The sequence below is a fragment of the Metabacillus sp. KUDC1714 genome (genome assembly GCF_014217835.1).
GTDB lineage: Bacteria > Bacillota > Bacilli > Bacillales > Bacillaceae > Metabacillus > Metabacillus rhizosphaerae.
This window is the reverse complement of the sequence record NZ_CP055263.1, coordinates 5091953-5117677: the sequence shown is the minus strand read 5'-3', so window position 1 is coordinate 5117677 and position 25725 is coordinate 5091953. Positions and strand designations below refer to the sequence as shown.

Annotated in this window: 25 protein-coding genes; 24 read left to right on the top strand and 1 reads right to left on the bottom strand. The window is 36.2% G+C overall.

All coding sequences use genetic code 11. The features are described 5' to 3' along the window. The first annotated feature begins 308 nt into the window (after positions 1–308). The 8 genes from HUW50_RS23590 (at position 309) to HUW50_RS23555 (ending at position 10330) form a co-directional block, all read left to right on the top strand. A complete protein-coding gene (locus HUW50_RS23590) occupies positions 309–1382 on the top strand; it encodes a Wadjet anti-phage system protein JetD domain-containing protein (protein WP_157094510.1) in 1074 nt (357 codons plus the stop codon). Next, positions 1373–2887, top strand: coding sequence for a hypothetical protein (locus HUW50_RS23585; protein ID WP_260445593.1), 1515 nt, complete (start codon positions 1373–1375; stop codon positions 2885–2887). Before HUW50_RS23590 ends, HUW50_RS23585 begins: the two co-directional genes overlap by 10 nt. Then, the gene (locus tag HUW50_RS23580) at positions 2884–3630 is read left to right on the top strand and encodes a DUF6063 family protein (protein ID WP_185653408.1); all 747 of its coding nucleotides are present in this window, start codon (positions 2884–2886) and stop codon (positions 3628–3630) included. The genes HUW50_RS23585 and HUW50_RS23580 overlap by 4 nt, the downstream gene beginning before the upstream one ends. Continuing rightward, positions 3608–8071 (top strand): coiled-coil domain-containing protein, encoded by a 4464-nt coding sequence (locus HUW50_RS23575; RefSeq protein ID WP_185653407.1) that lies wholly within the window; start codon positions 3608–3610, stop codon positions 8069–8071. Before HUW50_RS23580 ends, HUW50_RS23575 begins: the two co-directional genes overlap by 23 nt. 262 nt (positions 8072–8333) lie before the next feature. Next, the gene (locus HUW50_RS23570; protein ID WP_066339129.1) at positions 8334–8900 is read left to right on the top strand and encodes a nitroreductase family protein; all 567 of its coding nucleotides are present in this window, start codon (positions 8334–8336) and stop codon (positions 8898–8900) included. A 118-nt stretch (positions 8901–9018) separates the two neighbouring features. After that, complete coding sequence (locus HUW50_RS23565) at positions 9019–9333, top strand: ArsR/SmtB family transcription factor (RefSeq protein ID WP_066339124.1); 315 nt, start codon at positions 9019–9021, stop codon at positions 9331–9333. An 81-nt stretch (positions 9334–9414) separates the two neighbouring features. Further along, complete coding sequence (locus tag HUW50_RS23560) at positions 9415–9843, top strand: DMT family transporter (protein ID WP_066339121.1); 429 nt, start codon at positions 9415–9417, stop codon at positions 9841–9843. 13 nt (positions 9844–9856) lie between these two features. Then, positions 9857–10330, top strand: a complete 474-nt coding sequence (locus HUW50_RS23555) for a DMT family transporter (protein WP_066339117.1) — start codon at positions 9857–9859, stop codon at positions 10328–10330. A 191-nt stretch (positions 10331–10521) separates the two neighbouring features. Here the strand turns inward: HUW50_RS23555 and HUW50_RS23550 are convergent, their stop codons facing one another. Further along, a complete protein-coding gene (locus tag HUW50_RS23550; RefSeq protein ID WP_066339115.1) occupies positions 10522–10704 on the bottom strand; it encodes a hypothetical protein in 183 nt (60 codons plus the stop codon). Positions 10705–11371: 667 nt separating this feature from the next. Here HUW50_RS23550 and HUW50_RS23545 point away from each other — a divergent pair. The 16 genes from HUW50_RS23545 (at position 11372) to HUW50_RS23470 (ending at position 25515) form a co-directional block, all read left to right on the top strand. Continuing rightward, a complete protein-coding gene (locus HUW50_RS23545; RefSeq protein WP_185653406.1) occupies positions 11372–11710 on the top strand; it encodes a metal-sensitive transcriptional regulator in 339 nt (112 codons plus the stop codon). 21 nt (positions 11711–11731) lie between these two features. Beyond that, positions 11732–11938 carry a copper chaperone CopZ gene (copZ, locus tag HUW50_RS23540; protein WP_066339110.1) on the top strand — a complete coding sequence of 69 codons (207 nt, stop codon included), beginning with the start codon at positions 11732–11734 and terminating at the stop codon, positions 11936–11938. Between the two features lie 115 nt (positions 11939–12053). Then, complete coding sequence (locus tag HUW50_RS23535; RefSeq protein WP_185653405.1) at positions 12054–14498, top strand: heavy metal translocating P-type ATPase; 2445 nt, start codon at positions 12054–12056, stop codon at positions 14496–14498. After that, positions 14495–15337: a hypothetical protein gene (locus tag HUW50_RS23530; protein WP_185653404.1), complete on the top strand. Its 843-nt coding sequence runs from the start codon at positions 14495–14497 to the stop codon at positions 15335–15337. Before HUW50_RS23535 ends, HUW50_RS23530 begins: the two co-directional genes overlap by 4 nt. A gap of 260 nt (positions 15338–15597) precedes the next feature. Continuing rightward, the gene (locus HUW50_RS23525) at positions 15598–16458 is read left to right on the top strand and encodes a sulfurtransferase (protein ID WP_185653403.1); all 861 of its coding nucleotides are present in this window, start codon (positions 15598–15600) and stop codon (positions 16456–16458) included. 382 nt (positions 16459–16840) lie between these two features. Then, positions 16841–17500, top strand: a complete 660-nt coding sequence (locus HUW50_RS23520; RefSeq protein ID WP_260445592.1) for a Type 1 glutamine amidotransferase-like domain-containing protein — start codon at positions 16841–16843, stop codon at positions 17498–17500. A 257-nt stretch (positions 17501–17757) separates the two neighbouring features. Next, a complete protein-coding gene (locus HUW50_RS23515) occupies positions 17758–18798 on the top strand; it encodes a LacI family DNA-binding transcriptional regulator (protein ID WP_083964781.1) in 1041 nt (346 codons plus the stop codon). A 240-nt stretch (positions 18799–19038) separates the two neighbouring features. Beyond that, a complete protein-coding gene (locus HUW50_RS23510; protein ID WP_232329087.1) occupies positions 19039–20358 on the top strand; it encodes an ABC transporter substrate-binding protein in 1320 nt (439 codons plus the stop codon). Between the two features lie 69 nt (positions 20359–20427). Then, positions 20428–21336: a carbohydrate ABC transporter permease gene (locus tag HUW50_RS23505; RefSeq protein WP_232329086.1), complete on the top strand. Its 909-nt coding sequence runs from the start codon at positions 20428–20430 to the stop codon at positions 21334–21336. A 64-nt stretch (positions 21337–21400) separates the two neighbouring features. Then, positions 21401–22279: a carbohydrate ABC transporter permease gene (locus HUW50_RS23500; protein WP_066339091.1), complete on the top strand. Its 879-nt coding sequence runs from the start codon at positions 21401–21403 to the stop codon at positions 22277–22279. A gap of 75 nt (positions 22280–22354) precedes the next feature. After that, the gene (locus HUW50_RS23495; protein WP_185653402.1) at positions 22355–22828 is read left to right on the top strand and encodes a VOC family protein; all 474 of its coding nucleotides are present in this window, start codon (positions 22355–22357) and stop codon (positions 22826–22828) included. Positions 22829–22840: 12 nt separating this feature from the next. Beyond that, positions 22841–23314 carry a VOC family protein gene (locus HUW50_RS23490; protein WP_066339088.1) on the top strand — a complete coding sequence of 158 codons (474 nt, stop codon included), beginning with the start codon at positions 22841–22843 and terminating at the stop codon, positions 23312–23314. Between the two features lie 22 nt (positions 23315–23336). Beyond that, positions 23337–24038 carry an SDR family oxidoreductase gene (locus HUW50_RS23485; RefSeq protein WP_185653401.1) on the top strand — a complete coding sequence of 234 codons (702 nt, stop codon included), beginning with the start codon at positions 23337–23339 and terminating at the stop codon, positions 24036–24038. Positions 24039–24147: 109 nt separating this feature from the next. Beyond that, on the top strand, positions 24148–24795 hold the full coding sequence (locus tag HUW50_RS23480) for a ThuA domain-containing protein (protein ID WP_066339082.1): 648 nt from the start codon (positions 24148–24150) through the stop codon (positions 24793–24795). A gap of 13 nt (positions 24796–24808) precedes the next feature. Next, the gene (locus tag HUW50_RS23475; protein WP_157094509.1) at positions 24809–24982 is read left to right on the top strand and encodes a hypothetical protein; all 174 of its coding nucleotides are present in this window, start codon (positions 24809–24811) and stop codon (positions 24980–24982) included. A gap of 92 nt (positions 24983–25074) precedes the next feature. Further along, entirely contained in the window at positions 25075–25515 is a 441-nt protein-coding gene (locus tag HUW50_RS23470) for a GNAT family N-acetyltransferase (RefSeq protein WP_066339075.1), read from the top strand. The last annotated feature ends 210 nt before the right edge of the window (positions 25516–25725 follow it).

Sequence of the window (25725 nt, the reverse complement as noted above, 5' to 3'; positions counted from 1 at the left end):
GGAATTGTATATCTATTGCACAAAAAGCTTTTCTCTATTAAATGGATAATCATTGCTGGAACTAGACTGTTATACGTTCAAAGATCGCTTTGTTAGTTAAATGATACAGTTTATGAAATAATAAAAATACATTCATAGCTTCTACTCCTGCTTTTCCAGTCTTACAAGCTATTGGTTGATATGTTCATTACTAGTAGACTAGAAAATTCAACTTACCAACGATAACTCAACTAGTTTATAATATTAATATAATGATGTGCATATTGGGTAGTAAGGTCTATACCAATGAATTAAGAGAATGTAAGTAGGTGGGTACAATCGATATAATTGAAACAAGGGTAAGAGGTTTTATTGGAGATATTCAACACCCTAAACAAAAAAAGAGAATAAATATAAACGATTTAGAACATCAGTTGCGCAAGCTTTTGGATGATTATTATGAAATGGACGGGTATTCGTTGTTTTATCATGCAATTGAAACATTGCAAACCGAAGGACAACTGATCCCAATTCTAAATAATCAATACAATGGAAGAACACCAGCGCTTGCCTTATATTATTGGGTCAATATTAAAGTTCAGGAAGCTAAATGGGATCGTCTCGAGATGATGAAATTAAGTGATCAGTTTGATTTTTCCTATTATGAACGTCATCCACAGTGGCAAACGAAAGAGGAATGGACTCGAATTCGAAATGTATATACGTTTCTCCAGTCTCATCAGGAACGGGAAATCGTGTCAGTCGAAGAAAGATGCCTAGAGCTCTTTGGTCATGAAAAGTTCTTATTAGACAGTGATCACTTTCCTGACGGAAAAGGGTTTTTAACTAGAATTAAAATATCAGAAGATAAACTTAAAATGGTGAACTATGGGGAGCCTTTTGTATTTTGGATGAAACAAGGGAAAGAAGTAAGTGATATACAACGGGTCCTGATCGTTGAAAATCTATCTTTCTTCCATACTTCTATTAAATTATTGCAAGCAAATCAACTTGATTATGAACCTGAACTGATTATTTATGGTGAAGGAACAAAAATTGAACAGAGCTTTTCCTTTTTCTTCAGTATGTTTCCGCCAAAATCCTATCTTTTCTATTACGTAGGAGATCTTGATGCCGCAGGATATGGTATCCTCATTCGACTTATCGAAAAATACCCGGATTGCTGTATTCAGCCTGCCTTAAAAATTTACCGCAAAATGCTTGAATGTATGGAGCAAATGAATGATCAGAAAATCGGTCAAACACAGAACATCAAATACCGTGATTTATTCATTCAATGGTTTACTGAAGAAGAGCAAGCACTATTACTGCAATTGTGGCAGGAAAATAAGCGAATTCCACAAGAGGTCTTAACAATCGAATCATGGAGGAGATGGATGTGAACGAATCATGGGAAGGATTTGCCCAGCGAATGCAACGATTAAATCCACTGTTTGAGCTTGGGCGGGGAATGGAAGTCGGTGAACTGAAACCACATATCCAAACCATTCTCATGCAAGTGCTCCTAACAATCTTTTATAGAGAATTAAATGATGATGATCATAGACACAAATCCGATATTAAGTATATGGTAGAGGATTCAATTAAGCAGATGAAGCTTTTAGCTGACGATAAACAAGTTGAACGTATTACTAGTGGGCTTTTATATTCAGGAAAAGAAGAGTTTAGTAAACCGTTTGAAGCCTTATATTACGATGAAATCAGCCAATCCTGGGAGACTCAGGTCTTCCGATATGTCACAATGGATGAATTATATACGAATTTAGAAATGGGTGGGTCAATTGTTTATAAACTCACAGATGTTGCTCAGGAAATGATTTTTATGAGCAGGGAAATGGCTGAGGAATTCTCGATAACGATTGAACAACTCTATAGTATGCAGTTGATTAAAAATGGTAATTTTAGAAAAGCTATTCGAAACCTCGATCACCTCATTTCACGAGTAAACCGCTTAATGGCAAATGAATTCACCTTTCAAAAGGAAATGATCAATAATCCCAAAATCTTATTGATTGAAGAGGAATGGCAAAGGGCCGACAATCGTGTTGAAATTGAAAAGCAATTTGATGAAGAAAAAAACCATTTCCGTACAATCACTAGTATGATTGAAAAAACGAAACGAAGAAATGAAGAAGATGATTATATTCAGAAAGAATTGATGCTTCTCCAAGAAAAAATTGGCCATACAAGGCAATTGCATGATCGGTTTGCGAAGCTAGTCATTCAAAATATTTCATATGAGATGAAATTAAAAGCGGAAAACCCTTCATTGTTTTGGGAAAACAGCCTAGTTTCATTTCGAGAGCATTTTTATGAAAATTGGTTTATGAAGGAAGGAGTTCGTCGTATATCAGAAATAGAAAGAGTTCTTTCTCCATTATTTTCACCGAAGAATGAATTTATTTTACCGCTTGATTGGATTTGGGGAGAGCAAGAATTCGATGAAAAACAACAAATGAATCTTGAGATGGAAGAAGAGGCAGAAGAAAGAATAACGCCTCAGCGAGTAACGAATTGGGAATCAGTTATTAAGGCATGGAGTTACGTTTTTCAATATTTACAAACATACAATGAGTTTTCGTTAGCTGATTTAGCGGACCTGCCATTGGAAGTGCAGGATTTATGGCTTGAGGAATATGAAACGATAGATTTATGGATGATGTTTGATAAAAAACCACTCAAGGTTCAAGTGCTACACCGGAAGGAAGAAACATTAAGCGATGAGAGGGAAATTCTTCTTCATAAATTAATGAAGGAATATCCCCAATTTCAAGTCTTTGAAGGGATGAAGATCTTTACAGAGTTTGATCATCGAGCGGAGCCTTTTCTCTGGCAACGAATGAAAATGACCCCTTTTAAAATATGTGTACAGGAGGAGAAAAGATGAATGCAGAAACGATCAAAAATGCATCAGCTGTCTATTTTTCCTTATTAAAGGATAAAGTAATCGACGAAAATAGTGAACACTTCCAGACGTATTTTGATCCGGAAGTGAGACAGACTGTTCTTTTATTAGCAGACGAATCAGGTACATATATCATTGAATCACCTAAACGCATTCAATTAGTTGTTCAGCCAACCGGCTCTGTCTTTGCTACGAATTTTACCCACATGAAAGAAAAGCATCGGCAAATTGAAACGAAAAAACACTTCCATCTTATTAGCGTTGTCATTATGTCTTTTTTAGCAACAATTGACCGTAATCAGGCTGCTAAAGTCCGCACAAAGCGGGAGGGGATTAGTTATTATGCATTAGAAAGGCAAATCAACGATCTCATTTTGAATTGGGAAAGCATTCTTAAAGCGAAACCTACCTTTGGCGAAGAAGAACGAATTGATATGAAGGATGTTGTGACAACATGGAAATACATGGAGGTTGACACAGAGGATTATGGGGTTAAAAAAGGCAATCGTCGAACCAGAATCGGTTTAATTGCGGGGGCGATGCGATTATTAGAGACAGAGGGACTGATCGTTATTCTTGATCGTGACGATATTCCCAAGGTGATTCCTAAGAATGAGCTATTTGAGCGAATTGAATACCTATATCACGACTATGACCGATATGAAATGTTTAAAAAAATGATGACAACAGAGGAGGATGAGCGTGCCGAAAATCCATCGAATTAGAATTGTTGGCCTGAAATATGATGGCATGCAAAAGCAATATAAAGATACAACGTTTAATTTCCATAATGATGAAACTTCAACCAATGGTCTCATTGCGATGATGAATGGTGGGGGAAAAGGTGTGTTCCTTCAAACGATCTTCCAAATCCTCAAACCTGGAACTTCGTGGGGAAAACAAAACAATCGATATTACCAGCAGTTCTTTTTTAATAATAAAGAGCAATTTATTCCATATACCTTTCATGTTGTAATTCAATGGGAATTGGATGGCGCTGACCGTAGGCACCTGATTACTGGAGGGATGTTCTCAGCTGAACAGCGGATTTCAATGAGTGAAGAGAATGGAAATGATAGCAAAACATTAGAACAGGAAGCAAAGATCCTCCCGAATATTTCCTTTTATACTAGAGAATATGAACGGAATGAAGAGGCAGCACTTGAACATATTCCACTTTATGAAAATGACGAAGTCGCCGAAACGGAAAGCTTAAAGGACTATTTAAAATGGAATGGATATGATGTTTACCGAGATACGAAGAAACATTATCGAATTCTTGATACATACGGAATTAATCGCAAAGACTGGGATATTATGAAGGACATAAATAAAGATGAAGGCGGAGTTGGAAAATACTTTGAAGGAGCAGAGGATGACCATTCTCTGTTCCAAAAACGAATCATTCCTACTGTAAGTCAAGTCTTACATCGAACTGAACATCAAAAGAATGATTTGGTGGAGATTTTTAAAAGCCAGGCCAGTATTGCAAAGGACCTGCCAGTACTATTAAAAAGAGAGCAAGCACATAAAGAGTTTTTAGAAGACATAGTTCCATTTGAAGAGCACTTAGCAAAAGGAGTGGAACATAAAGAAATTGTTGAAGAAAGCATTAAGGTAGGAAGACAATTTCTTGGTGCTTTAGAGCATTTGAAGCAATCGGAAGCAGAAACGCTCCTCAGTTTAGAAAAAGATATTGACAAATTAACCTTAAAACAAGCGGATTTACGATTTCAAAAAGACAATTTAGAGTATGCAAAAGCCCACAGAGAGGTATTGAATTGGGAAAAGAAATTAATAGAAGAAAAGAAGAAACATACTTCTTTAGAAGAAGTCGTTCAAGAAAAACTGGAACGAAAAGATGAACTTGCTTTTCAGCTATTATTGAAAGAGTGGAGTGAAAACGAACAAACCATCCGTTCTCTATCACAGCAGATTGTGAAGCTAGAACAAAATAGTGGCTTAGTGCAAGTGAATCAAAGAATGGATGAAATTAAATTACAAGCAGTAACTGAGTGGGAGCATTCCTTTCAATCTATACAAGAAGCTGTTAAGCAGTACTCCGGGTATCAAAAGTTCATAAAGAAAAAAGAAACTGAGCTGTCTCGCCAAGATAAACAAAAGACAAAGGACATTGCTCAGCTTAGTACGGAAATTGACTTTTTATATACACAAATGCATAGCTTTGAATCAAAGGAAGCGGCGCTCATCAAAGAGTTTGGTGACCGCTTAACCTATGACTTAAAAGGATTTATTGAAAGTCTTTCTAAACAAATTGAAGATAAAAAGGCTCAGTTAGAAGAACTGCTAATAAAAGATAAACAATCTAGCGAACACCAAAATCAATTGGCGAATTCACGTGGTACACTCGGACAATCGATTCAGTTTTCAGAGGAAAAATGTGAAGAACTAAAGGCAGCAAATGAAGAGCAAAAGAAAAAAGAAGCAAAACTAGTAGATAAGCTTCATGGTTTATTAGATGATGTCACTGTGCCGTTTACTCACTCGCTTTTATCGAAGTGCTCACTACAGATAGAAGAAATATTGGGTCAAAACCTGCAACAAGGTGAACAAATTAAAAAAGACCTTTGGGAAACACAACTCGACCACTCTTTAAATGATGAACATTTCTGGATTCCAAATAAAGATGTGAAAGAATTAAAGGAATGGATCGATGAAAAGACTGGTATTGATGTGTTTTACGGAAGCCAATTTCTCCAATCATTAAGTACAGAGGAAATGGCGAATTACCTTATGACATATCCGCTCCTTCCATATGGGTTAGTCGTCAGCCAGCATCAATGGCAAAAAATTAATCAACAGATTCTTTCAGGGAGAATGTATAAAAGTCCTGTTCCGATTTTCTTGCGTGAGGATATGAACAAGGAAAATCAACAACCATCCTTTGTGATTATTCATGGAACAGAGAAAGACCTGTTAACCGCTAAAAATCAATTTACCAACTGGAAAATACAGATTGCTAAACAAATAGAAGAAAAGAAAGATACATTGATTGAAATTGAAAAAACAGAAACTTCATTACGTCGTATTTTAAAAGATCTCGATCGATTTTTATCAAATGAGCTGTCTAGTGATATCGAAAAAGCTTTAAATCATGAACAGAACGACCTTTTTTCTAAGAAAACAAAATTACAGGAAATGATCACACAAGAGGAAAAAGAAAAAGAATTACAGCTTCAGCTAAAAAATCAGTTAGAGATGACGAAGCAAAAGATCGAAAAGCTTTCAAAGGATGTAGAAACTCTAGAAGATTTTGAGAGGGAAAAAACTCTTCATCAAGAAAATAAACGGGTGAAACTGGAGAAAGAGAAACAAAAGGAAGCCTTAAGCATTGAGCAGCATGAAATAACCATAGAGCACCAAAATATCGTTGATATGCAAACCAAGTGGAGTCAAACGTATGTAGAATGGAAGCTTACAATCGAACAAAATATAAAAGAGATTGCCTTCTTTATTGAAGGAGCGACTTTTCCTACTGATGAAAAAGCAGATCAATATGAAGAGGTTCCGCGTTTATCCCTACAAGTAGTAGAAGAGATAAATGGAAGCATTGAAGAGCTAAAACAGCTCCAAAAATCAAAAGAAGAACAGTCTAGAGAATCACTCGTTATCCAGGCAAAAAAAGAAGCCGAACAAAAACAGCAAAAGAAATTAGAGAAAAAACTCAATTCTCTTAATAAGGACTGGAATCAAGCACACGAACCAGATGAACCTATAAGTATATTAGAAAATATGCTGCAAACCGCCCAGAAGGAAGCAAAAACTGCTGAAAAAGAAGAACGAGAACAAGGAACGGCTGTTACGGTAGCTGAAACGTCCTTCCAGCATGCAACCGAACAGCGAGAAAAGTTAGCAAAGAAAGTTGCCAAGCATGAAAAACAGCCCGAAGATTGGGAGTCCCTTGACTTAGAAGTAAAGGCTGTAGAAATTAAAGACATAACGAAAATAACGAAAGAAGAGATAAAGAACTCTGAGAAACGCCTAAAAGAAACAGAAACGAATATTACTGGATATGAGGGAGATTTGCTAACCTTGTCTGTAATCCTAAAGGAGGAAGCATCGGCATTTACTGAGCAGGATATAGAAAAAATTAAGAGTCAAGGTAAAGCTTGTATCCTATTCTGGTGTGAAGAACATCAAACTATTCAAGTAGAAGGACAGGAAAAACACGCGAAAATAGAGCAATCTCTGCGTAATGTAAAGCTCACAATTGAAGGAAAAGATTGGGAGATTCGTTTTAAAAATGAAGTTTTAACAACACTAGATCATATGGATACACGGCATTATACTCATATTCAAAGTGTTGTTAAAAATATGAAGCGTTTTTCGCAAAGTGGTTTAGAACAATTAGAACGCGACAAAGAAAGGGCAGAAAAGGCGCAAAACTTCTGGGCTAGCCGTGCAAGTATGAAGGTGATGAGCATTTCAGAAGCGATTCGTTCAATGATTGCGAAAATGAAGGTGAAAAATGAGCGAGGATCTTTTCCACTCGTCCAGCTAAAAGAGGATATTTTACCTAAAAAGGCTGAAGATATAGAGCCACTACTGAAGCAGCATTTTGTTACGGCCATTAACAAAATAACCAAACAATTTGATTTAATTGATGATCATAATCGAGCCCTTGACCAAGAAATAAACCAACTCATAAGTGATGAGCAAATTTTATTTGTCTCACTTCGAAACCGATATCCTGAGTTACTCGTTTATAATATGCGAACAGATAATGCCTTCATGTACGGGAAACCGCAACGAGAGCATTATTCAACCTGGCAGACAATTAATCAAGGCTCTAAGACTAAATCTGATGGTAGTGGCGGACAAAAGCTATCGGCTCGAATGGTGATGATGATGATGTTATTATCGGTTAAAAGTGAAACAGATCAAAGCTGGGTTCCATTAGTCTGTGATAATCCGTTCGGACAAGCTGCATCAGCACATGTCCTTGACCCGATATTCGCAGTTGCCGAAAAACTGAAGTTTCAATTCATTGTCGTAACTCCGCCAGAACTAGTGAAAACGGAAATCAGCCAAAGATTTGATTCCTATTATAAATTGGACTTCATTCGTGAAAAAGGAAAAGAAATTGTTTCAGACACGATTGTTCCTGCATTTAGGATTTACCAAGGAGAAGAAGTCGTTCAATAAGGGAATTCACTGAAAAAGAAGAAGAATTAAACAATAAAATCTCACTTTCAAATAGAAGTGGGATTTTTTTGTTTAAGAATAAGGTTTGATTTCGCATTTTTTGCTAGTATAAAAAAAAGTTGTGCAGGAACTACAGAATGAAACAAATATAACTTTCTGAGAAAAAACTAGATAATGTGACAGAGTTCGTTTTAGTTGATTTAGAGGATAAAAATACTTAAACTGCTAATGAAAGTAAAAATTTGTATAAAGGTGGATTCTCATGAGTGAAATACAAATAAAACAATTTCGTCAAGCTGATCATGACATTGAACAAGTTTATTTGGATCGGTGGTCTCCTCGTTCTTTCCAAGAAAAAGAGGTGCCAGAAGAAGTACTAATGCGTATATTTGAAGCTGCACGTTGGGCTCCTTCCGCAAATAATTTCCAACCATCGCGGTTCATCATCGCCAGAAATAAAGAAGATAGAGAACAATTTCATACCTTTATTAATGAAGGGAATCGTCTATGGTGTGAAAAAGCGCCAGTATTAGCTGTTCTTATCTCAAATAAAGAAAACTCAGTACATACATTTGATGCTGGTACGGCATGGGGATACCTATCTTTACAAGCTACAAAAGAAGGGTTAATTACTCATGCAATGGGTGGATTCCAAAGAGAAAAAGCACGAGAAGTATTAAATATCCCAGACAACTATGATGTTCAAATAGTTATAGCGATCGGATACCAAGGAGAAAAAGAAGCATTGCCAGAAAACTTTCAAACTCGTGAGCAACCATCAAACCGTAGACCATTAAAAGAATCAATTTTTGAAGCAAAGTTTAAATAAGTACGAGAAAACTTCCATCCAAAAAATGGAAGTTTTTATTTTGTTTTCTGTCATAAGCTATATCTTATTTTTGCTTCCAATTTGACATATCGAGAAATTCAGATATATAATTATACCCATGGAACCTATCAGTGTATTCAAGGCATTATCCAATGAAACTCGACTCAATATCCTAGAGTGGTTAAAGGAACCCGAGAAGCATTTCCCAAAACAAGGCGCTCACCTGCCAAAGGAGGTAAGTTACAAAGGAGGAGTATGTGTTGGGGATATTCAAGAAAAAGCCAAAATTTCTCAATCTACCGTTTCTAGCTACTTAAATATGATGCAAAAAGCTGGTCTGCTTGAATCGATACGACATGGCCAATGGACTTACTATAGGCGCAATGAAGAATTTCTTCAACAGTTTGCTGAATATTTTAAAACAGAGATCTAGTTTGTGTTGATTTCTGTTTTTTTCACCACATTATATCTACATTTCTAGATATATAATTATACGAAAAAGGAGATATTATCTATGCGCTTTATATTTTATTTACTAGCCCTTCTAGCTGGAGCAGCACTTAGCTTTGAAGGAGCTATTTATGCTGAACTAGGAAAAACAATTGGACAAATTGAAACAAGTTTTTATAACTTCTTTATGGGGTCTATAATCATGGGGCTATTGTTGCTCTTTGTTGGAAAGGGAAAGCTTTCCTATACATTTGAAGCACCTAAGTGGACATTACTTGGAGGTGTTTTGGGGGTTGTTTATCTAACATCAATCGTGATAAGTGTTCCATTTGTTGGTGTTGGAATCACAATGGTTGCAGTAATTATTGGACAATTAGTAATGAGTATGGTTATTGAACATTTTGGCTGGCTTGGTAGTACGAAAACCAGAATTAATAAAGAAAAAATATATGCAGTTATTTCAATGATTATCGCACTTATTTTAATTAACTAGGGGGTCTATACTAATGGGTCTATTTATGATTTTATTCACATTGATTGGCGGTATTACATTGAGCGCACAATCATCGATCAATGGTACTTTTAGTCGAAAAGCTGGAACAATTGAAACAACATTTTTAACCTTTCTCACTGGAACAATGTTTCTTACTATTTTCATCATATTTTTTGGCAGTGGAAATTTACTTGCACTTTTAGAAGCACCAAAATGGCAATTAAGCGCAGCATTCTTGGGTACGATGTATTTGCTTCTAACTGTCATGGCAGTTCCAAAAATAGGAGTGATCGCAACCAATATTGCGGGTATAACGGGTCAACTTGTGATCGGTGTGATGATTGATCATTTTGGATGGTTCAATAGTTTAGTCATTGAACTAGATATTAAACGTGCCTTCGCATTATTATTTATGATGATTTCCCTTTACTTTATCTACAAAGGAAATAAACGCTCAAGTAAAGAAATCCAAGCACAAAATAGTTAAATAAACGCACACAGTAAAATTTAAAAATAAAATTTTTTGGTATGCAGAGAGAACTTAGTGAGAGAGAATTACAAGATAGGGTGCATTGCTATTAAAAAGAGTCATGCACTTTGTTTTATTATGAACAAATTACTTGTTGTATAAATCGTCAATCAAGTCCTACAGCCTTGCGTGTGATATTACTATTTATATTAATTTGTATTACTTTTTAATTTTTTAGTTGCCACAAACCCAGCAGAAAGAAAGCAGACAAAGCCTAGAAGCCACCCAAAAGTAGGGGAGTATTCAAATGTAGATTTTAATGCCATCCCGCCAGATATACTGGATATAGCAAGCATTACTAATAAAACAGTCCAGTTTGTCTTTTTAAACATTGAAAATCATCTCCTTAACTCATTATATATTTACGAATGGAAAAAGAAAAAGTTTCACTACGATATGTATGTATAAGGAAACGCGAAAGGGAGTCGAGGTATTTGGTCCTTTCATGAAGGAAGCATTAGACAAAGGGGAAGGCCACGAGCCGTACTATGGTAAAGACTCTAAATAAGAGGGTAAAATGAAAAAGGTTAGGCAGAACATACTCTGCCTAGCCTTATTTATTTGATTATAGATGACAATCCTTCTCTCAACATCGTGTGTCAATTACAGCACCGCCCTCTCTAAACCATCATACATTAAGTCACTGGTACATTCATTTATTGTTGTATAAAGTCAGTTTTTGCGCTTGCCCAGGAAATGTTTATTCTTTTAACATTAACATTTATTCAGACTGGATGTTTAATTGGAAAACATTGAAAAAGTTTAGAATCGTGAAGATTAATATGATTAATTAGAGGTACCATTTGAATTTGTAGGGTTTATAAACAAACGTTTAATTAATACTGATAGATATACAATCAAAGATTGATCCTAATTATACAATTAAGTATAAATACATGAAGCTGTTAAAGATGGTGTCTAAGGAGAATAATTTTCCTAAAACACTTTACATAGGGTGGGGGGGTATGGTAAATTATAAATATGAAGGAGGTCAAATAGATGGCTGAAAATCAAGAAGACGTGGTAGAATTTGAACATTGTGGCACAAGCCACTCTGAAAGGCAAAGTCATCACTCAGAAAAAGTTAAGCAGGCCCTTACAAGTCGATTAAACAGAATTGAAGGTCAAATTCGCGGGATTAAAGGTCTTATTGAGAAAGATACTTATTGTGATGATGTCATTACACAAATCTCGGCTGTTCAATCGGCATTAAATAGCTTTTCGAAAGTGTTATTAGAAGCGCATCTTAAAAGTTGTGTAACAGAAAGAATTCAAGCTGGTGAGTTAGAAGTAGTAGATGAACTACTAGTTACGATTCAAAGATTAATGAAAAAGTAAATTTAAAGGAGAGAATCAATTATGGAAAAAGTAACATTAACAGTAAGTGGTATGTCTTGTGGTCATTGTGTAAATGCAATCGAGGGTAATGTCGGCAAATTAAACGGAGTATCAAATGTTAAGGTTCACCTATCTGAAGGAAAAGTAGATGTGGCATTCGATTCAGCTGTTATTTCATTAGCTGCGATAAAAGAAACAATTGATGACCAAGGATATGAAATAGTTTAAGCTCACTGAAAATAGTGAATGAAACAAGTATACTATTGTGAAACGTGCTGTTCGTTAAGCACGTTTCATTTTGAAAACAAATATACCACCACCAGGTATATAGGAGGTCATGATTATGACACAAGGAGCAAAAGAAGAAGCCGTTCTCCCTATTACAGGAATGACTTGTGCCGCATGTGCGGTTCGAATCGAGAAGGGACTTAAAAAGCTAGAAGGAGTAGAAGAAGCAACCGTTAACTTTGCTCTAGAAAGAACATCCATTAAATACAACCCAAGTGTTGCTGATATAGATGATTTTAAAAAGAAGATTCATGATTTAGGGTATGAGGTGACAGGTGAAAAGGTAGAGCTGAATATCATCGGTATGACATGTGCAGCCTGCGCAACTCGAATTGAAAAAGGGCTAAATAAAATAGAAGGTGTAACAAAAGCATCGGTCAATTTAGCCTTAGAAAATGCAACAATTGAGTATAACCCATCGCAAACTGGTCCTAACGACATGATGAAACAGGTTGAAAAGCTCGGCTATCAAGCCAATTTAAAGGATGAACAGCAAGAGAGTCTTGCCGAAATGAAGGCTAAGGAATTAGAAACCCAGCAGGGCAAGTTTTTCTTTTCACTTATTTTATCTGTTCCACTTTTATGGGCGATGGTCAGTCACTTTAGCTTTACATCATTTATTTATCTACCTGAGATGTTGATGAATCCTTGGGTGCAATTAGCCTTGGCTACACCTGTTCAATTTATCGTAGGAAAGCAGTTTTATGTAGGAGCTTTTAAGGCGCTGCGAAACAAAAGTGCAAATATGGATGTTCTCGTTGCATTAGGTACATCTGCAGCCTATTTTTATAGTTTATATTTATCGATTGTCTCAATTGGTAGTGGCAGCCATATGATAGAACTTTATTATGAAACAAGTGCGGTGCTTATTACATTAATTATTTTAGGTAAATTGTTTGAGGTGAGAGCCAAGGGGCGTTCTTCTGAGGCTATTAAGAAGTTAATCGGGCTTCAAGCGAAAACAGCTACAGTCATTCGTAATGAAATTGAACAAGAGGTCCCATTAGAGGATGTATTAGTTGGGGATATCCTTATTGTAAAGCCTGGAGAAAAAATACCAGTGGACGGCGAAATCATTGAAGGACGTTCTGCTCTAGATGAATCAATGTTAACTGGTGAAAGTGTTCCGATCGATAAAACAATTGGCGACTCAGTAATTGGAGCGACGATAAATAAAAATGGTTTTTTAAAAGTAAAAGCGACAAAAGTAGGTCGTGATACAGCTCTTGCTCAAATTATTAAAGTCGTAGAAGAAGCCCAAGGTTCGAAAGCACCGATTCAACGCTTAGCAGATCACATATCAGGAATTTTTGTTCCAATCGTTGTGGGAATTGCGATCATTACATTTTTTGTTTGGTTCATCTGGGTAGCACCAGGTGATTTTGCTGAAGCACTGGAAAAATTAATTGCCGTTCTTGTGATTGCTTGTCCTTGTGCATTAGGGTTAGCAACACCAACGTCGATAATGGCCGGTTCAGGAAGGGCTGCAGAATTTGGAGTGTTATTTAAGGGCGGAGAACATCTTGAAAGAACTCACCGATTAACAACAATCCTGTTAGATAAAACAGGAACCGTTACAAATGGAGCACCGATGTTAACAGATGTTTTAGTAGAAGAAGATTTTAATGAAGAGAAGTTTTTACAACTAGTAGGTTCGGCAGAAAAACAATCAGAACACCCACTTGCTCAGGCGATTGTAACTGGAATAAGTGAGAAAAACATTGAGCTTTTAGATGTAGAAGAGTTTGAAGCGATTCCCGGCTATGGTATCCAAGCAAAGGTGAATGACCAAGTTGTTCTAGCTGGTACAAGAAGATTGATGCAACAAAATAACATCAAGATTGACCATGCTCTTCGGACAATGGAAGAGCTAGAAGAAAAAGGGAAAACAGCGATGCTTATTGCCATTAACAATCAATATGCTGGCTTAGTAGCGGTGGCTGATACCATTAAAAATACGTCAAGGGAAGCTGTAAAACGCCTCCAAGAAATGGGTCTAGAGGTTGTTATGATTACAGGGGACAACAAACGTACAGCTACGGCGATTGCAAAAGAAGCAGGAATTGATTCAGTAGTAGCAGAAGTTCTACCAGAAGGAAAAGCAGAAGAAGTGAAAAAACTTCAAAAGCAAGGGAAAATTGTCGCTATGGTTGGTGATGGCATTAATGATGCACCAGCATTAGCGACCGCCGATATCGGAATGGCGATCGGAACTGGTACAGATGTTGCCATGGAAGCTGCTGACATTACATTGATTCGTGGGGATCTTACTAGTATTGCGGATGCGATTTTTATGAGTAAAAAGACGATCCGAAACATTAAACAAAATCTCTTCTGGGCGTTTGCGTATAATGCGCTTGGGATCCCAATTGCAGCACTAGGCTTTCTAGCACCTTGGTTGGCTGGGGCAGCAATGGCCTTTAGTTCAGTATCTGTCGTCCTTAATGCGCTTCGATTACAGAGGGTAAAACTTAACGTAAAAGGAGATACAAACGTATGAAAAAATGGATGCTTTCAGCCATTGTCTATCTTGGGATTGTCATTGTAGGATACTTTACCTATGAGGCAATTTTTATGGAAGATAAGAGTGTTGATACCCATGGTACTTCAGTAGATGAAACGGAAGAGAAGTCGGAAAATCACACTTCCCATTCATCAGCAGAAAATGCACATGAACATGGTGAACAAGCAAATTCAGAAAGTGCTGTGAATGTGACAGTAAAAGAAGAAAATAAAACAATAGTTTTGAATCTAGAAGACCATTCAGGTAATCCAGTCACAGATTTAGAAATAAATCATGAAAAACGTCTTCATTTAATTGTAGTGGATGATCACTTAGATCAGTATTTTCACTTACATCCGGAAGAAACAGCACCAGGTCAATTTGAAATCGCAAGTCCATTAGAAGAGGGAACGTACAAGGCTTTTGTTGATATTAAACCAAAGAACCTAGATTATGAAGTTCAACCGATACCAGTTACAGTTGGAAAACCTAATACAGATGATCATAGTCATGGATCATTGGAAGTAGACCAACAGCTAGAAAAAACAATCGATGGAAACAAGGTAACGATGTCGACAACCCCATTGTTCGTAGATGAGCCTGTCACATTAACATTTGATGTTCACGGTGCTAAACTAGAACCATATTTAGGTGCTCTGGGCCATGTAGTCATTTTAGATGAACTAGGTGAAGAATACCTGCATGTTCATCCTTTAGAAGAGGAAAATCCAGTTTTTGAAACGCAATTTTCTCAGTCTGGGATATATAAAATTTGGGCGGAATTTCAAGAAAACGGTAAGGTTACTGTCTATCCATTTGTTGTGGAAGTTAAATAAGATGGGTAAGGAGTTATTCTTTAAAGGGGATAGCTCCTTATTTTTATATGCCTTTAATTGAGTTTTGAATGTTCAGTTAATTTTAATACTAGTACAAAACACAAAATATCGCCATTTTATTAAACGATGAAAAGTCGATTATTATACAATATTTCCAATTTAATAGTATAATAATTATTGATTTTATGACAATTAAAACCTTTTCATTTATTGGAGATTGTATAGGTTCATAGACAAAACAATGGTAAAGGAGAATGTTTATGCAACATATTGTTAGTAGTGAATGGCTTGCTGGTGAAATTGAAAGAAATAATAAAAATCTGGTCATTGTAGATACACGATTTAATTTGAGCAATCCTGAAGAAGGGTATAAACAGTATTTAGAGGGACATTTACCTGGTGCTGTTTATGTAGACCTGGAAAAGCATCTTTCAGAGCCCATTGATAAACATGGAGGGCGTCACCCATTACCCCAGGTTGACAAGTTGGCGAAAAAGCTAGGTGATCTAGGAATAAGCAATGATTCGCATGTAGTTATCTATGACGATCAAGGAGGAATGAATGCTTCAAGGCTATGGTGGCTGCTAAACTACATAGGAGTTTCTAATGCAGTTGTTTTAGATGGAGGCTTTAAAAAATGGACAATCGAAAACAACTCAGTAACAGCTGTTGTTCCTAATCCTTCACCAAAAACGTTACTTCCGCAATTAAATAATGAATGGAAATGGGTAGATCATTTTGAAGTTCAGAAAAAGCTTAATCAAACAGACACAATTTTAATCGACTCAAGAGAAAATCCACGCTATCTTGGCGAATTCGAACCGATTGATGCTGTAGCCGGCCACATACCAGGTGCTAAAAATTACTTTTGGAAAGACGTCTTGAATAAAGAGGGTTCATGGAAAGAAATAGAAGAGCTGATCACTCATTTTTCCGACATTCCTTTAAATAAAGAAATAATCGTATATTGCGGATCAGGTGTTTCAGCATGTCCGAACATATTAGCTCTAAAAGAAGCAGGCTACTCAAATGTAAAACTGTACGCAGGGAGCTGGAGCGATTGGATTTCGTATCCAGATAATCCAATTGCAGTAGGGGAGGAAAAAGTAGGAGATAAGTAGAAACGCTATATTGCAAGAATGAAAGGATGAAAAAGAGAAAGAAGCACTTGAATTCTTCCTTTAAAATAGAAAAAGGTGATGTGGTGGGAATAAAGACGTCAAGAGGATTGTAGCATAAAATACATTTTAAGAGATTTAGGTAGAATAACTGTTTGAAGGTCTAACCTACAATGGCTTTAAAAAACACAGAAAATTAGAATTATAAGGGATAATAGAGTAGATTATTTTCCTATAAACGCTGAATCCTTTTGACTAAGACCTGTAATTGAAAGAAAATTTATTACAAAGCTCCACTTCGTCTTTTTTAATGGCTGTTTTCTAAAAGATTGTAGTTATAATACAAATAAATGTTATAGTTTTCTAATAAAAAAACGAAGGTGATATGTTGTATAAACATCTATTCCTTTTTGGAGGCAGTCCTCCATTCACATTAAATATGGCAAAACAGTTTGTAATAAAGGCTTCAACAAATGATTCTGTCTCAATTTTATTTGTAGAGAGGGATGGCTGGGAACAATATATGCCCAGATATACACAAGCGTTGGAAGATTTAGGATTAAATGGATTCTATTATTTACCCCTTCCTTCAACACCAATTGAAAAAGTTGTTGATTGTTTAAAAAATAGTTCAGGAATCATTATTGGGGGAGGGGATACGAATTTATATGCTGATTACATTGTTGAGACCTCGATTTCCAACACAATAAAAGAAAGGTATGATTTAGGTATTCCTGTTGCTGGATTTTCGGCAGGTGCTTTAATAAGTCCTGAATTTTGTATTATTTCCCCTAAAGATAATGAACAAAACGAATTTCAATTTAGAAAAGGATTGGGATTAATATCCGATGTATTGATTGCTGTACACTTTACACAATGGAATGATGAAACCCATTTAAGAAACTCAGTCAATAAATTTAATAACCATTTAAATTATGGTATAGATGAAAATACTTGTGTTTACTTTCTAAACGGACATCTTGAATCTATTGAAGGTAAGGGTGTTTATAGTTTAGAAAATGACATAATACGAAAAATAAATTAAAAGCATTATCTAGCCGTACATAATCATCTATTGTACGGTTCTTTAATCTTCGTTGATTAACTGAGCGTCAATCTATTAATTTATGTATTTTTTTCAGTATATATAACTACATTGTTTTTATCTAAAATCATTTTTTAAAAAATGAAAGCGCGTTCAAAATATTGTTCGAAAATTTTAAAAATTCATTGACACTATGTAATTATAGGTTTAGAATAAAACCAATCAATAAACGCGTGTTTACGGAAGAGGGAAGAGACATGAAAAGAAATAAAATGAATAGCACACAAATTGCCCAACTCGCTGGTGTATCTAGAAGTACGGTAAGTAGAGTGATCAACAATTATCCAAGTGTTCCGCCAGAAACGAGAGAAAAGGTAATGAAGGTTATCAAGGAACACAACTACTTCCCAGATATGTCCGCCCAGGTTCTCGCGGGGAAAAATATGAGGAATATTGGATTATTTATCATTGATAAAGGTAGTGTATCAAGTGACCCAACAAGTAATATGCTGATTGCTAGTGTAATCGAAGCAGCATCAAATCATGATTACTATGTGTTAACAAATATAATTCGAGATTGTAAATCTCCTAAAAATATTGAAAGAGTGAAAACTGTTTTTTACCAAAATCGAATTGACGCCGGTATTTTTATGGGTGCGGATAATCACGAACCTTTCATCGAAGAACTCATTGGAGAAGGTTTTATCATCGGAATTGTTGACCAGAATTTACCTGGGCGTAATGAACCAAATCGAATTGTCTATAGCTTTGACAATGAAAATGGGGCCGTGAAAGCCATAGATTATCTAGTTAGTTTAAATCATCAAAGAATTGGAATCATCAATGGTGATCTAAAAAGACACGCTGGGTCTGCTAGATTAGAAGGCTACCTTAAAGCAATGAAACATCATTGTCTACCCGTTCGAAAGGAATGGATTCTACAATCAGATTTTAGTAGCGCAAATGGATATAACACGATGAAAAGCTTTTTAAAAACAAATATTGAATTACCAACAGCCTTTTTTGCTGGAAACGATAGTATTGCATTTGGTGCAATTCGAGCTCTTAATGAAAAACAAATTAAAATTCCAGATGACATATCCATTATTGGTATAGATGATCACGTGTTAAGTAGTTTATTTCATCCACCTTTAACGACTTTTAAAGCAAATTTTAGCAAAATGATGCAAAGTTTAACCTATGATGTGATCAAAACAATTGAACAAACAAATAATAAGGGGATTAAGCTTACGATGGATTCTGAATTGATTATAAGAGAGTCTTGTCTTTCTCTTTAATCTCCTTTTTTTACTCTATATTTTTTAGAATACTCAGAAATGTATACGCTTGCTTATTGTGTTTTAGTCTGTGATGTTAACCATTCATCAACTATACTCTGAAATAAACGCGCGTTCACGTGTTTATTATAAAACACTTTAATTAAAGGAGGTGTGTAGCAAAAAAAGGGGATTCTTTAAACCATTAACTTTACTTTTTTATCCGGGAGAAATTTTTCATTTAAATTAGGGGGTTTTGTAGTGAAGAAAATCGTCTCAATGAGTTTGATTTCGTGCTTAGTCCTTATTTTAGTCCTTACAGGTTGTTCAAGTTCCAATTCCTCATCCTCATCAACATCTAATGAAAACTCCAAAGAATTTACATACTGGTATCCATGGGGTGGAGATTCTGAAAAATGGGATAAAGAAAGAATTGCTGATTATGAAGAAGAAGAAGGTGTAAAGGTTAATGCAGTATACGTACCGGATGGTATAACAAATGGGAAGCTTTTATCTGCAATTTCTGGGGGAAACCCACCAGATTTAGTATTAGGAGATGGAAATGACTATCAACTTGCATATAGTCTAGCTTCCCAGGGTGCTTTAGAACCTCTTGATCAGTATTTAGAAAACGCAGGTTTTGATGAGAATACAGTTCTAGATGGTTTTCGCTCTTTAATGAAACAACCTGATGGAAAAACATATATTCTTCCACAGGATTCCAACGTCAACCTGCTGTATTATAATGTCGATATGTTTGAGGCTGCTGGATTAGATCCGGAAAATCCGCCAACTACAATTGAAGAACTAGATCAAGTAGCTGAAGCTTTAACGAAATTAAATAATGATGGATCGATTGAAACATTAGGTTTTATTCCTTGGATTGATGCAGGTGAGGATCCTTATACATGGCCATGGGCTTTTGGTGCTACAATGTATGACCCAGAAACGAAAAAGGTTTCATTAAATGAAAAATCGATGATTGATTCATTTAAATGGATGGATAGCTATGCTGTGAGATATAATCCCGAAAAAATTAAATCCTTTACATCAGGATTTGGAGGGGCCTTTTCTCCAGACCACCCATTTATGACTGGAAAAGTAGCAATGACAGTTAGTGGGAACTGGTTTGCTAATGCCCTTAAAATCTACTCACCAGACACCAAATATAAAGTAGCAGCGATTCCTAGTCCTCCAGAGGGAAGAAAAGATTCTTCTGTATTTGGAACAAACGTATTTTTTGTTCCAAAAGGGGCAAAAAATCCACAAGCAGCCATAAATTTTGCTTTATACGGCAACCAAGACAAGGTGCTAGCGGATAACATAAATATTTGGCGATCCATTTCGATTTGGAAGGAAAAATCAGATGCCATTCAATGGGAGAACGACCAAGTTTATGAAACCGTGTTAAAAGTGGCGGAGTCACCAGATTCAGGTCACCCTGCATTAACCTCTGTAGCCAGCGAAATGGGTGATGAACTTACAAGTATTCGTGATAAAGTGATTTATAATCATGAAGACCCATCACAGCTTCTTCAAAAATCTCAGGATAAATTACAAGAAAAGCTAGACAAAAAATAAACCTTTATAACCGGATTTTGCCTTGCGGTAAAATCCGGACCATGAAAAAAGGTAAGGAGGGAGCCTTATATGAAGATGACACTCCCAGTCGAGCAATCAAAACATCAACGAAACATTCTTCCCAATCAAAGGCAAACGACAACACTGAGTAAAGTAAACAAAAATATGAGTAAGCTTTTCGTCTACTTGATTTTGATCTTATTTTCATTAGCATTTGTTGTACCATTTCTTTGGCTGATATCTGGTTCGTTAAAAGATAGTTCGGAGCTCTTTGCTAATCCACCCGTTTGGATTCCTGAAGCGCTAAATTGGTCAAATTATAAGGAAGCTTTCTCGGCATTTCCGTTCTTTTTATATTTAAAGAACACACTCATCGTTGTTGTTTTTACATGTATTGGAGCGGTGCTTTCTAACTCTTTAATAGCCTACGGTTTTTCGAGAATTGAATGGAAATATCGCGATGGTATTTTCATCATTGTTTTGGCAACATTGATGCTTCCTTTTCAAGTAATAATGATCCCTTTATTTCTCTTATTTAAAGAAATTGGCTGGATTGGAAGCTTCTATCCTTTGATTGTTCCACACTTTTTCGGAAATGCTTTCTTTATTTTCCTATTAAGACAGTTTTTTAAAGGGATACCGAAAGAATTATCTGAAGCAGCGAAAATGGATGGAGCTAGTGAATTCACCGTTTTTTGGAAAGTTATTTTACCATTATCAAAGCCCATATTAGCTACAGTCGTTATCTTTCAGTTTATCGAAGCATGGCGAGACTTTCTTGGACCTCTTATCTTCTTAAGTGATAATAGCCATTACACACTATCCTTAGGTGTTCAGCAAATTATGTCACAAAATGATCCAAGGTGGGGCTTACTCATGGCGATCGGTGTGGCCATGACACTACCAATTATTATAATCTTTTTCTTTCTGCAAAGATATTTCATTGAAGGTATCACATTCACAGGTTCAAAAGGATAAGGTGATGTTTGAATTCTAAAAGCAAATTATCACTATTCTCTTTAAAAAACAGGGGTGAATAAATATGAACATACAAAAAAGAAATTTGAGAAATGGTCTGCTTTTCATTTCTCCTTGGATTTTCGGTTTTCTCTGTTTTACAGCTTATCCAATGTTTAGTTCTCTTTACTATTCCTTGACTGAGTATAACTTAATTGCTGATCCTAAATATATTGGATTTGCTAACTATAAGCAGCTACTATTTGAAGATGAATTGTTTTTAACAGTGCTCGGTAATACCTTGTACATGATTTTTGTTGGTTTAACGATCACAACTGTTGTTACGATCTTCATTGCTATTCTATTAAATACAAAGAATATTAAAGGAATTTCCTTTTTTAGAGTTGTTTTCTTCATACCAACACTGGTTCCTTTTGTCGTCCTGGCTATTTTGTGGATTTGGGTATTACAGCCTGATTCTGGTGTTGTAAACTCGATTCTGGGTATTGTTGGGATTGATGGACCTGGATGGTTTTCAAGTCCAACATGGGCAAAGCCGGGATTCATCTTAATGTCAATTTGGATGTCTGGAAATATGATTTTGATTTATTTAGCAGCTTTAGGTGATATCCCTAAATCTTTGTATGAAGCTGCTTCCATTGATGGTGCCAATGTGATTCAAAAAGTCTTTCATATTACATTGCCAGGGCTACGACCCGCGATTCTTTTTAACTCCATTACTGGAATGATCGCGGTATTCCAATCCTTCGCAGAAGCCTTTATCATCACCGATGGGGGTCCGGACAACTCCACGTTGTTCTATTCTCTCTATCTCTATCGAAATGCTTTTCAGTACTTCGATATGGGTTATGCTTCTGCACAAGCATGGATTCTCTTGATCATTGCCTTACTCATGACAACGGCCTTTTTCAAGCTGTCGAAAAGATGGGGATTTGAAGATTAAACTGTTTAAGTGTGAACGACAATGGATTAACCATTGTAAATATATAAATTACCTTCAAAAAGGAGAGGAAGTATTTTGACTAATAAAACTCAATTTGAAAATGGTGTGTTAGGTACAAATGTTATTGCGCAAATCGGTATTTTGGTTCATGATATCGACACGGTTTCACAAGCTTATGCAGATTTCTTTGGTGTTGAAAAACCACAGTGGAATTGGACAGACACAGTAGATGTTGCCCAAACAGAATTTGAAGGAGTCTCTTCAGAAGCCCGTTCAAAATTAGCCTTTTTCGATATGGGTTCACTGCAATTGGAATTAATTGAACCTGATCAGCATCCTAGCACTTGGAGGAATCACCTCAATGAACATGGCGAAGGCCCGCACCATATTGCCTTTATTATCAATGGGATGAAAGATAAAGTTACTTTGATGGAATCAAAAAATATGCGTTTGGTACAAAAAGGGGAATATACAGGTGGACGCTATGCTTATATGGACACTTTCAAAGATCTAAAGATAATGTTAGAGCTTCTTGAAAACGATAAATAGGGGGAAGCGGTTTTGAATAAAATTGATAATAATAATCTTATTAAAGTAGGGTTAATCGTTGATGACATAAACGCTGCTGCCAAAAACTTTTCAGAACTATTTGGTATAGAGATGCCTGAGATTATTTTACCACCTGAAGATTACACCCCGGATCCAACACGTGAAACCTATACCGTTTTCCGTGGGGAACAAGTTCCGGCGCGAGTGAAAATAGCGAACCTTCAAATGGGGCCAGTCACAGTTGAGCTATTAGAGCCATTTAATGAAGTGAGTCCTTATACTGAGTTCAAGGAAAAGCATGGGCAAGGGGTTCAATTTATTACATTTACAGTGAATGGTTTTGAAGAACATATTAACTTTGTCGAAGAAAAAGGGATTCCTTTAGTACATAAAGGAGAATACGGAGTTGGTAGGTATTGCTTCTTTGACTCCGTTCCTCAGCTGGGTGTTATGCTTGGTTTACAAGAGTTAGGACATAAATCGTAAAGAATGAATCGAGGAGGTTTATATGAAACTATTAATCACAGGTGCTAACCGTGGTCTAGGTCTTGCACTGACGATCGAAGCAGTCAAAAGGGGACACACTGTTTTTGCTGGGATCAGAAACCCTGAAAAACAAATGGATCAATTAGCACAACTACGTTCACTTTTTCCAAATCAGGTTTCTCTTCTATCACTAGATGTTGCCGAGGAAGCAACCTGCCAAGCGGCCCTTGAAAAACTAGAAGCGGAAAACATCACTCTCGATGTGATCATTAACAATGCAGGAATTTTGGATGAACGATCAAAAACAATTGAAGAAATAGATATTGCAAAGGTGGAGCAGACGTTTAATATTAACCTTTTTGGACCGATGCGTGTCATTAAACATTTCTTGCCACTACTGTCCAAAGGATCTAATTCTACGATTATAAATATCTCATCTGAAGCCGGAAGTTTCCAAAATGCATACGGCGGGGATTATCCTTACGCACTTTCTAAAGCAGCTTTAAACATGTTTTCCCAACAACTAAGAAAATATCTAGCTGATGATCAGGTATCTGTATTTGCTGTTCATCCTGGATGGATCAAAACAGACATGGGTGGAGAGAAAGCCCCTGGTACACCAGAGGATTCAGCAAGAGGTATTATGGATATTATCGAGAAAAAACAGAAAATTACTGGTACCTCCTCGTTTATTAATACACAGGGAGAACCAATGCCATTTTAAATCTACAGACACTCAAACGATTGTTTGGGGGTCAAATATTAATCAAGTCCAATTCGATTCAACCAAAAGGTTAAATTGTAGGTAAATTTAGAAACGTGGAGTGATTGATGTGAAAAAAATCGTGGCCCTTTTAGGTGATTACTATCATTCGAAAGAAGCGATTCAAGCTTCCTTAAATCGGGCATTAACCATACTAAACGAAAACGAAAAGGTTAATTGTATCGAAATTCAAACGGGCCAGTTAATTGAAGAATTGGCGAAAAAACCAGATGCCGTTATCTTATTTAAAGAGGATCGGGTCAATCCAACCGACCAAAAGGTAGATACCTGGATGACTGATGAGATCGGTGAAGCGATTGCACAGTATGTCGACCAAGGTGGCGGTTGGTTAGGCTGGCATTCAGGACTTGCCTCTTATGCCGCCGAGAGTAGCTATACTAAAATGTTAAAAGGCTATTTTGAATATCATCCTGAACTTCATTATCAAGTGAAATATACAAGTGTAATAGGAAACGATGAATTTGGACCAGTATCTTTTGAAATAAAAGATGAGCATTATTTTGTTAACGTAAATATAGAGGAAACGAATATCTTTTTAAAATCAGAGTCAGAAGTGGGTCAATCCATCGCAGGATGGTTTCATGACTATGGAAAAGGGCGGGTATGCTGTCTTACTCCTGCCCATAATAAAGAAGGGCTTTTAGATAATCATTTTACTGAACTCCTTTCGAAGACGATTAAGTGGGTGAGTAGGTAAGTAGGGTTTAGCCTTGGATTTGAATGATGTAGCATGGGCAAGTTCAAGAGCATGGGCACCGGGTGTGAATAAATACAATGGAACGTATTATATGTATTTTTCTGCAGAAGCACAAATAGGTGTTGCTGTTCGTAAAATAGACTTTATTGATAACAGACCAGTTGTTAATGTGGAAAATAACTTTTAAACTATTATAAAGAAGAATGATTGAGATTAATTTGCGGGCAGCGCTGTAGAAGTTATTAATGTTATATTGGCTAAAATCGAGGAGTAATTGAAATGGAACTTAAATTATTTGAAGAAAAGAACCTCTTAGAATGTACGAAAACATTTATCGATGTGTTTAATCAAGAACCTTGGAATGATGAATGGAAGAACGAAACGGCAAAGCAATATTTACTAGACTTCACGAATACCCCTGGATTTATGGGCATTGTTGCTGTTGACGGAGAAGAAATCATCGGATTTATTTTTGGTACTCGCAAGTATTGGTGGAGTGGTGACGAGTTCTTTATCAATGAAATGTGTGTAAGGATAAAGGAACAAAATACTGGCGTGGGATCTAAGCTTATGAATTACTTACTAAAAGAACTAAAATCAGATGGAGTAAGTACCATATCATTATTAACCGACAGAGGTATTCTTGCCGAGGAGTTTTATAAGAAAAATGGGTTTTCAGAAATAAAAAGATTAATGTTTTTAAGCAGGGACGTTAACTAAAACTGAACCTGTCATTAAAGGGCTGTGATTAATTCTCCCAACTAAACTGATACTATATTAATACCACTTTAAGCAAGATGGTGAAGTTGTCAAGAAAATATATGACAAGTGCTCAGGTTTAACTTATCCCATATCACTCGAATGTCTTCATTTTTTGGTGGAAAAAGTCAGTTTATGCGCTTGCCCAGGAAATTTTGATGACAAAATAGC

Coding starts and splice junctions, on each gene's coding strand:
- HUW50_RS23545 (WP_185653406.1), top strand. CDS start 11,372: ATGGCTGAAAATCAAGAAGACGTGGTAGAATTTGAACATTGTGGCACA.
- HUW50_RS23560 (WP_066339121.1), top strand. CDS start 9,415: ATGCGCTTTATATTTTATTTACTAGCCCTTCTAGCTGGAGCAGCACTT.
- copZ (WP_066339110.1), top strand. CDS start 11,732: ATGGAAAAAGTAACATTAACAGTAAGTGGTATGTCTTGTGGTCATTGT.
- HUW50_RS23585 (WP_260445593.1), top strand. CDS start 1,373: ATGGATGTGAACGAATCATGGGAAGGATTTGCCCAGCGAATGCAACGA.
- HUW50_RS23535 (WP_185653405.1), top strand. CDS start 12,054: ATGACACAAGGAGCAAAAGAAGAAGCCGTTCTCCCTATTACAGGAATG.
- HUW50_RS23505 (WP_232329086.1), top strand. CDS start 20,428: ATGAAGATGACACTCCCAGTCGAGCAATCAAAACATCAACGAAACATT.
- HUW50_RS23530 (WP_185653404.1), top strand. CDS start 14,495: ATGAAAAAATGGATGCTTTCAGCCATTGTCTATCTTGGGATTGTCATT.
- HUW50_RS23555 (WP_066339117.1), top strand. CDS start 9,857: ATGGGTCTATTTATGATTTTATTCACATTGATTGGCGGTATTACATTG.
- HUW50_RS23485 (WP_185653401.1), top strand. CDS start 23,337: ATGAAACTATTAATCACAGGTGCTAACCGTGGTCTAGGTCTTGCACTG.
- HUW50_RS23570 (WP_066339129.1), top strand. CDS start 8,334: ATGAGTGAAATACAAATAAAACAATTTCGTCAAGCTGATCATGACATT.
- HUW50_RS23520 (WP_260445592.1), top strand. CDS start 16,841: ATGTTGTATAAACATCTATTCCTTTTTGGAGGCAGTCCTCCATTCACA.
- HUW50_RS23470 (WP_066339075.1), top strand. CDS start 25,075: ATGGAACTTAAATTATTTGAAGAAAAGAACCTCTTAGAATGTACGAAA.
- HUW50_RS23515 (WP_083964781.1), top strand. CDS start 17,758: ATGAAAAGAAATAAAATGAATAGCACACAAATTGCCCAACTCGCTGGT.
- HUW50_RS23525 (WP_185653403.1), top strand. CDS start 15,598: ATGCAACATATTGTTAGTAGTGAATGGCTTGCTGGTGAAATTGAAAGA.
- HUW50_RS23565 (WP_066339124.1), top strand. CDS start 9,019: ATGGAACCTATCAGTGTATTCAAGGCATTATCCAATGAAACTCGACTC.
- HUW50_RS23550 (WP_066339115.1), bottom strand. CDS start 10,704: ATGTTTAAAAAGACAAACTGGACTGTTTTATTAGTAATGCTTGCTATA.
- HUW50_RS23500 (WP_066339091.1), top strand. CDS start 21,401: ATGAACATACAAAAAAGAAATTTGAGAAATGGTCTGCTTTTCATTTCT.
- HUW50_RS23580 (WP_185653408.1), top strand. CDS start 2,884: ATGAATGCAGAAACGATCAAAAATGCATCAGCTGTCTATTTTTCCTTA.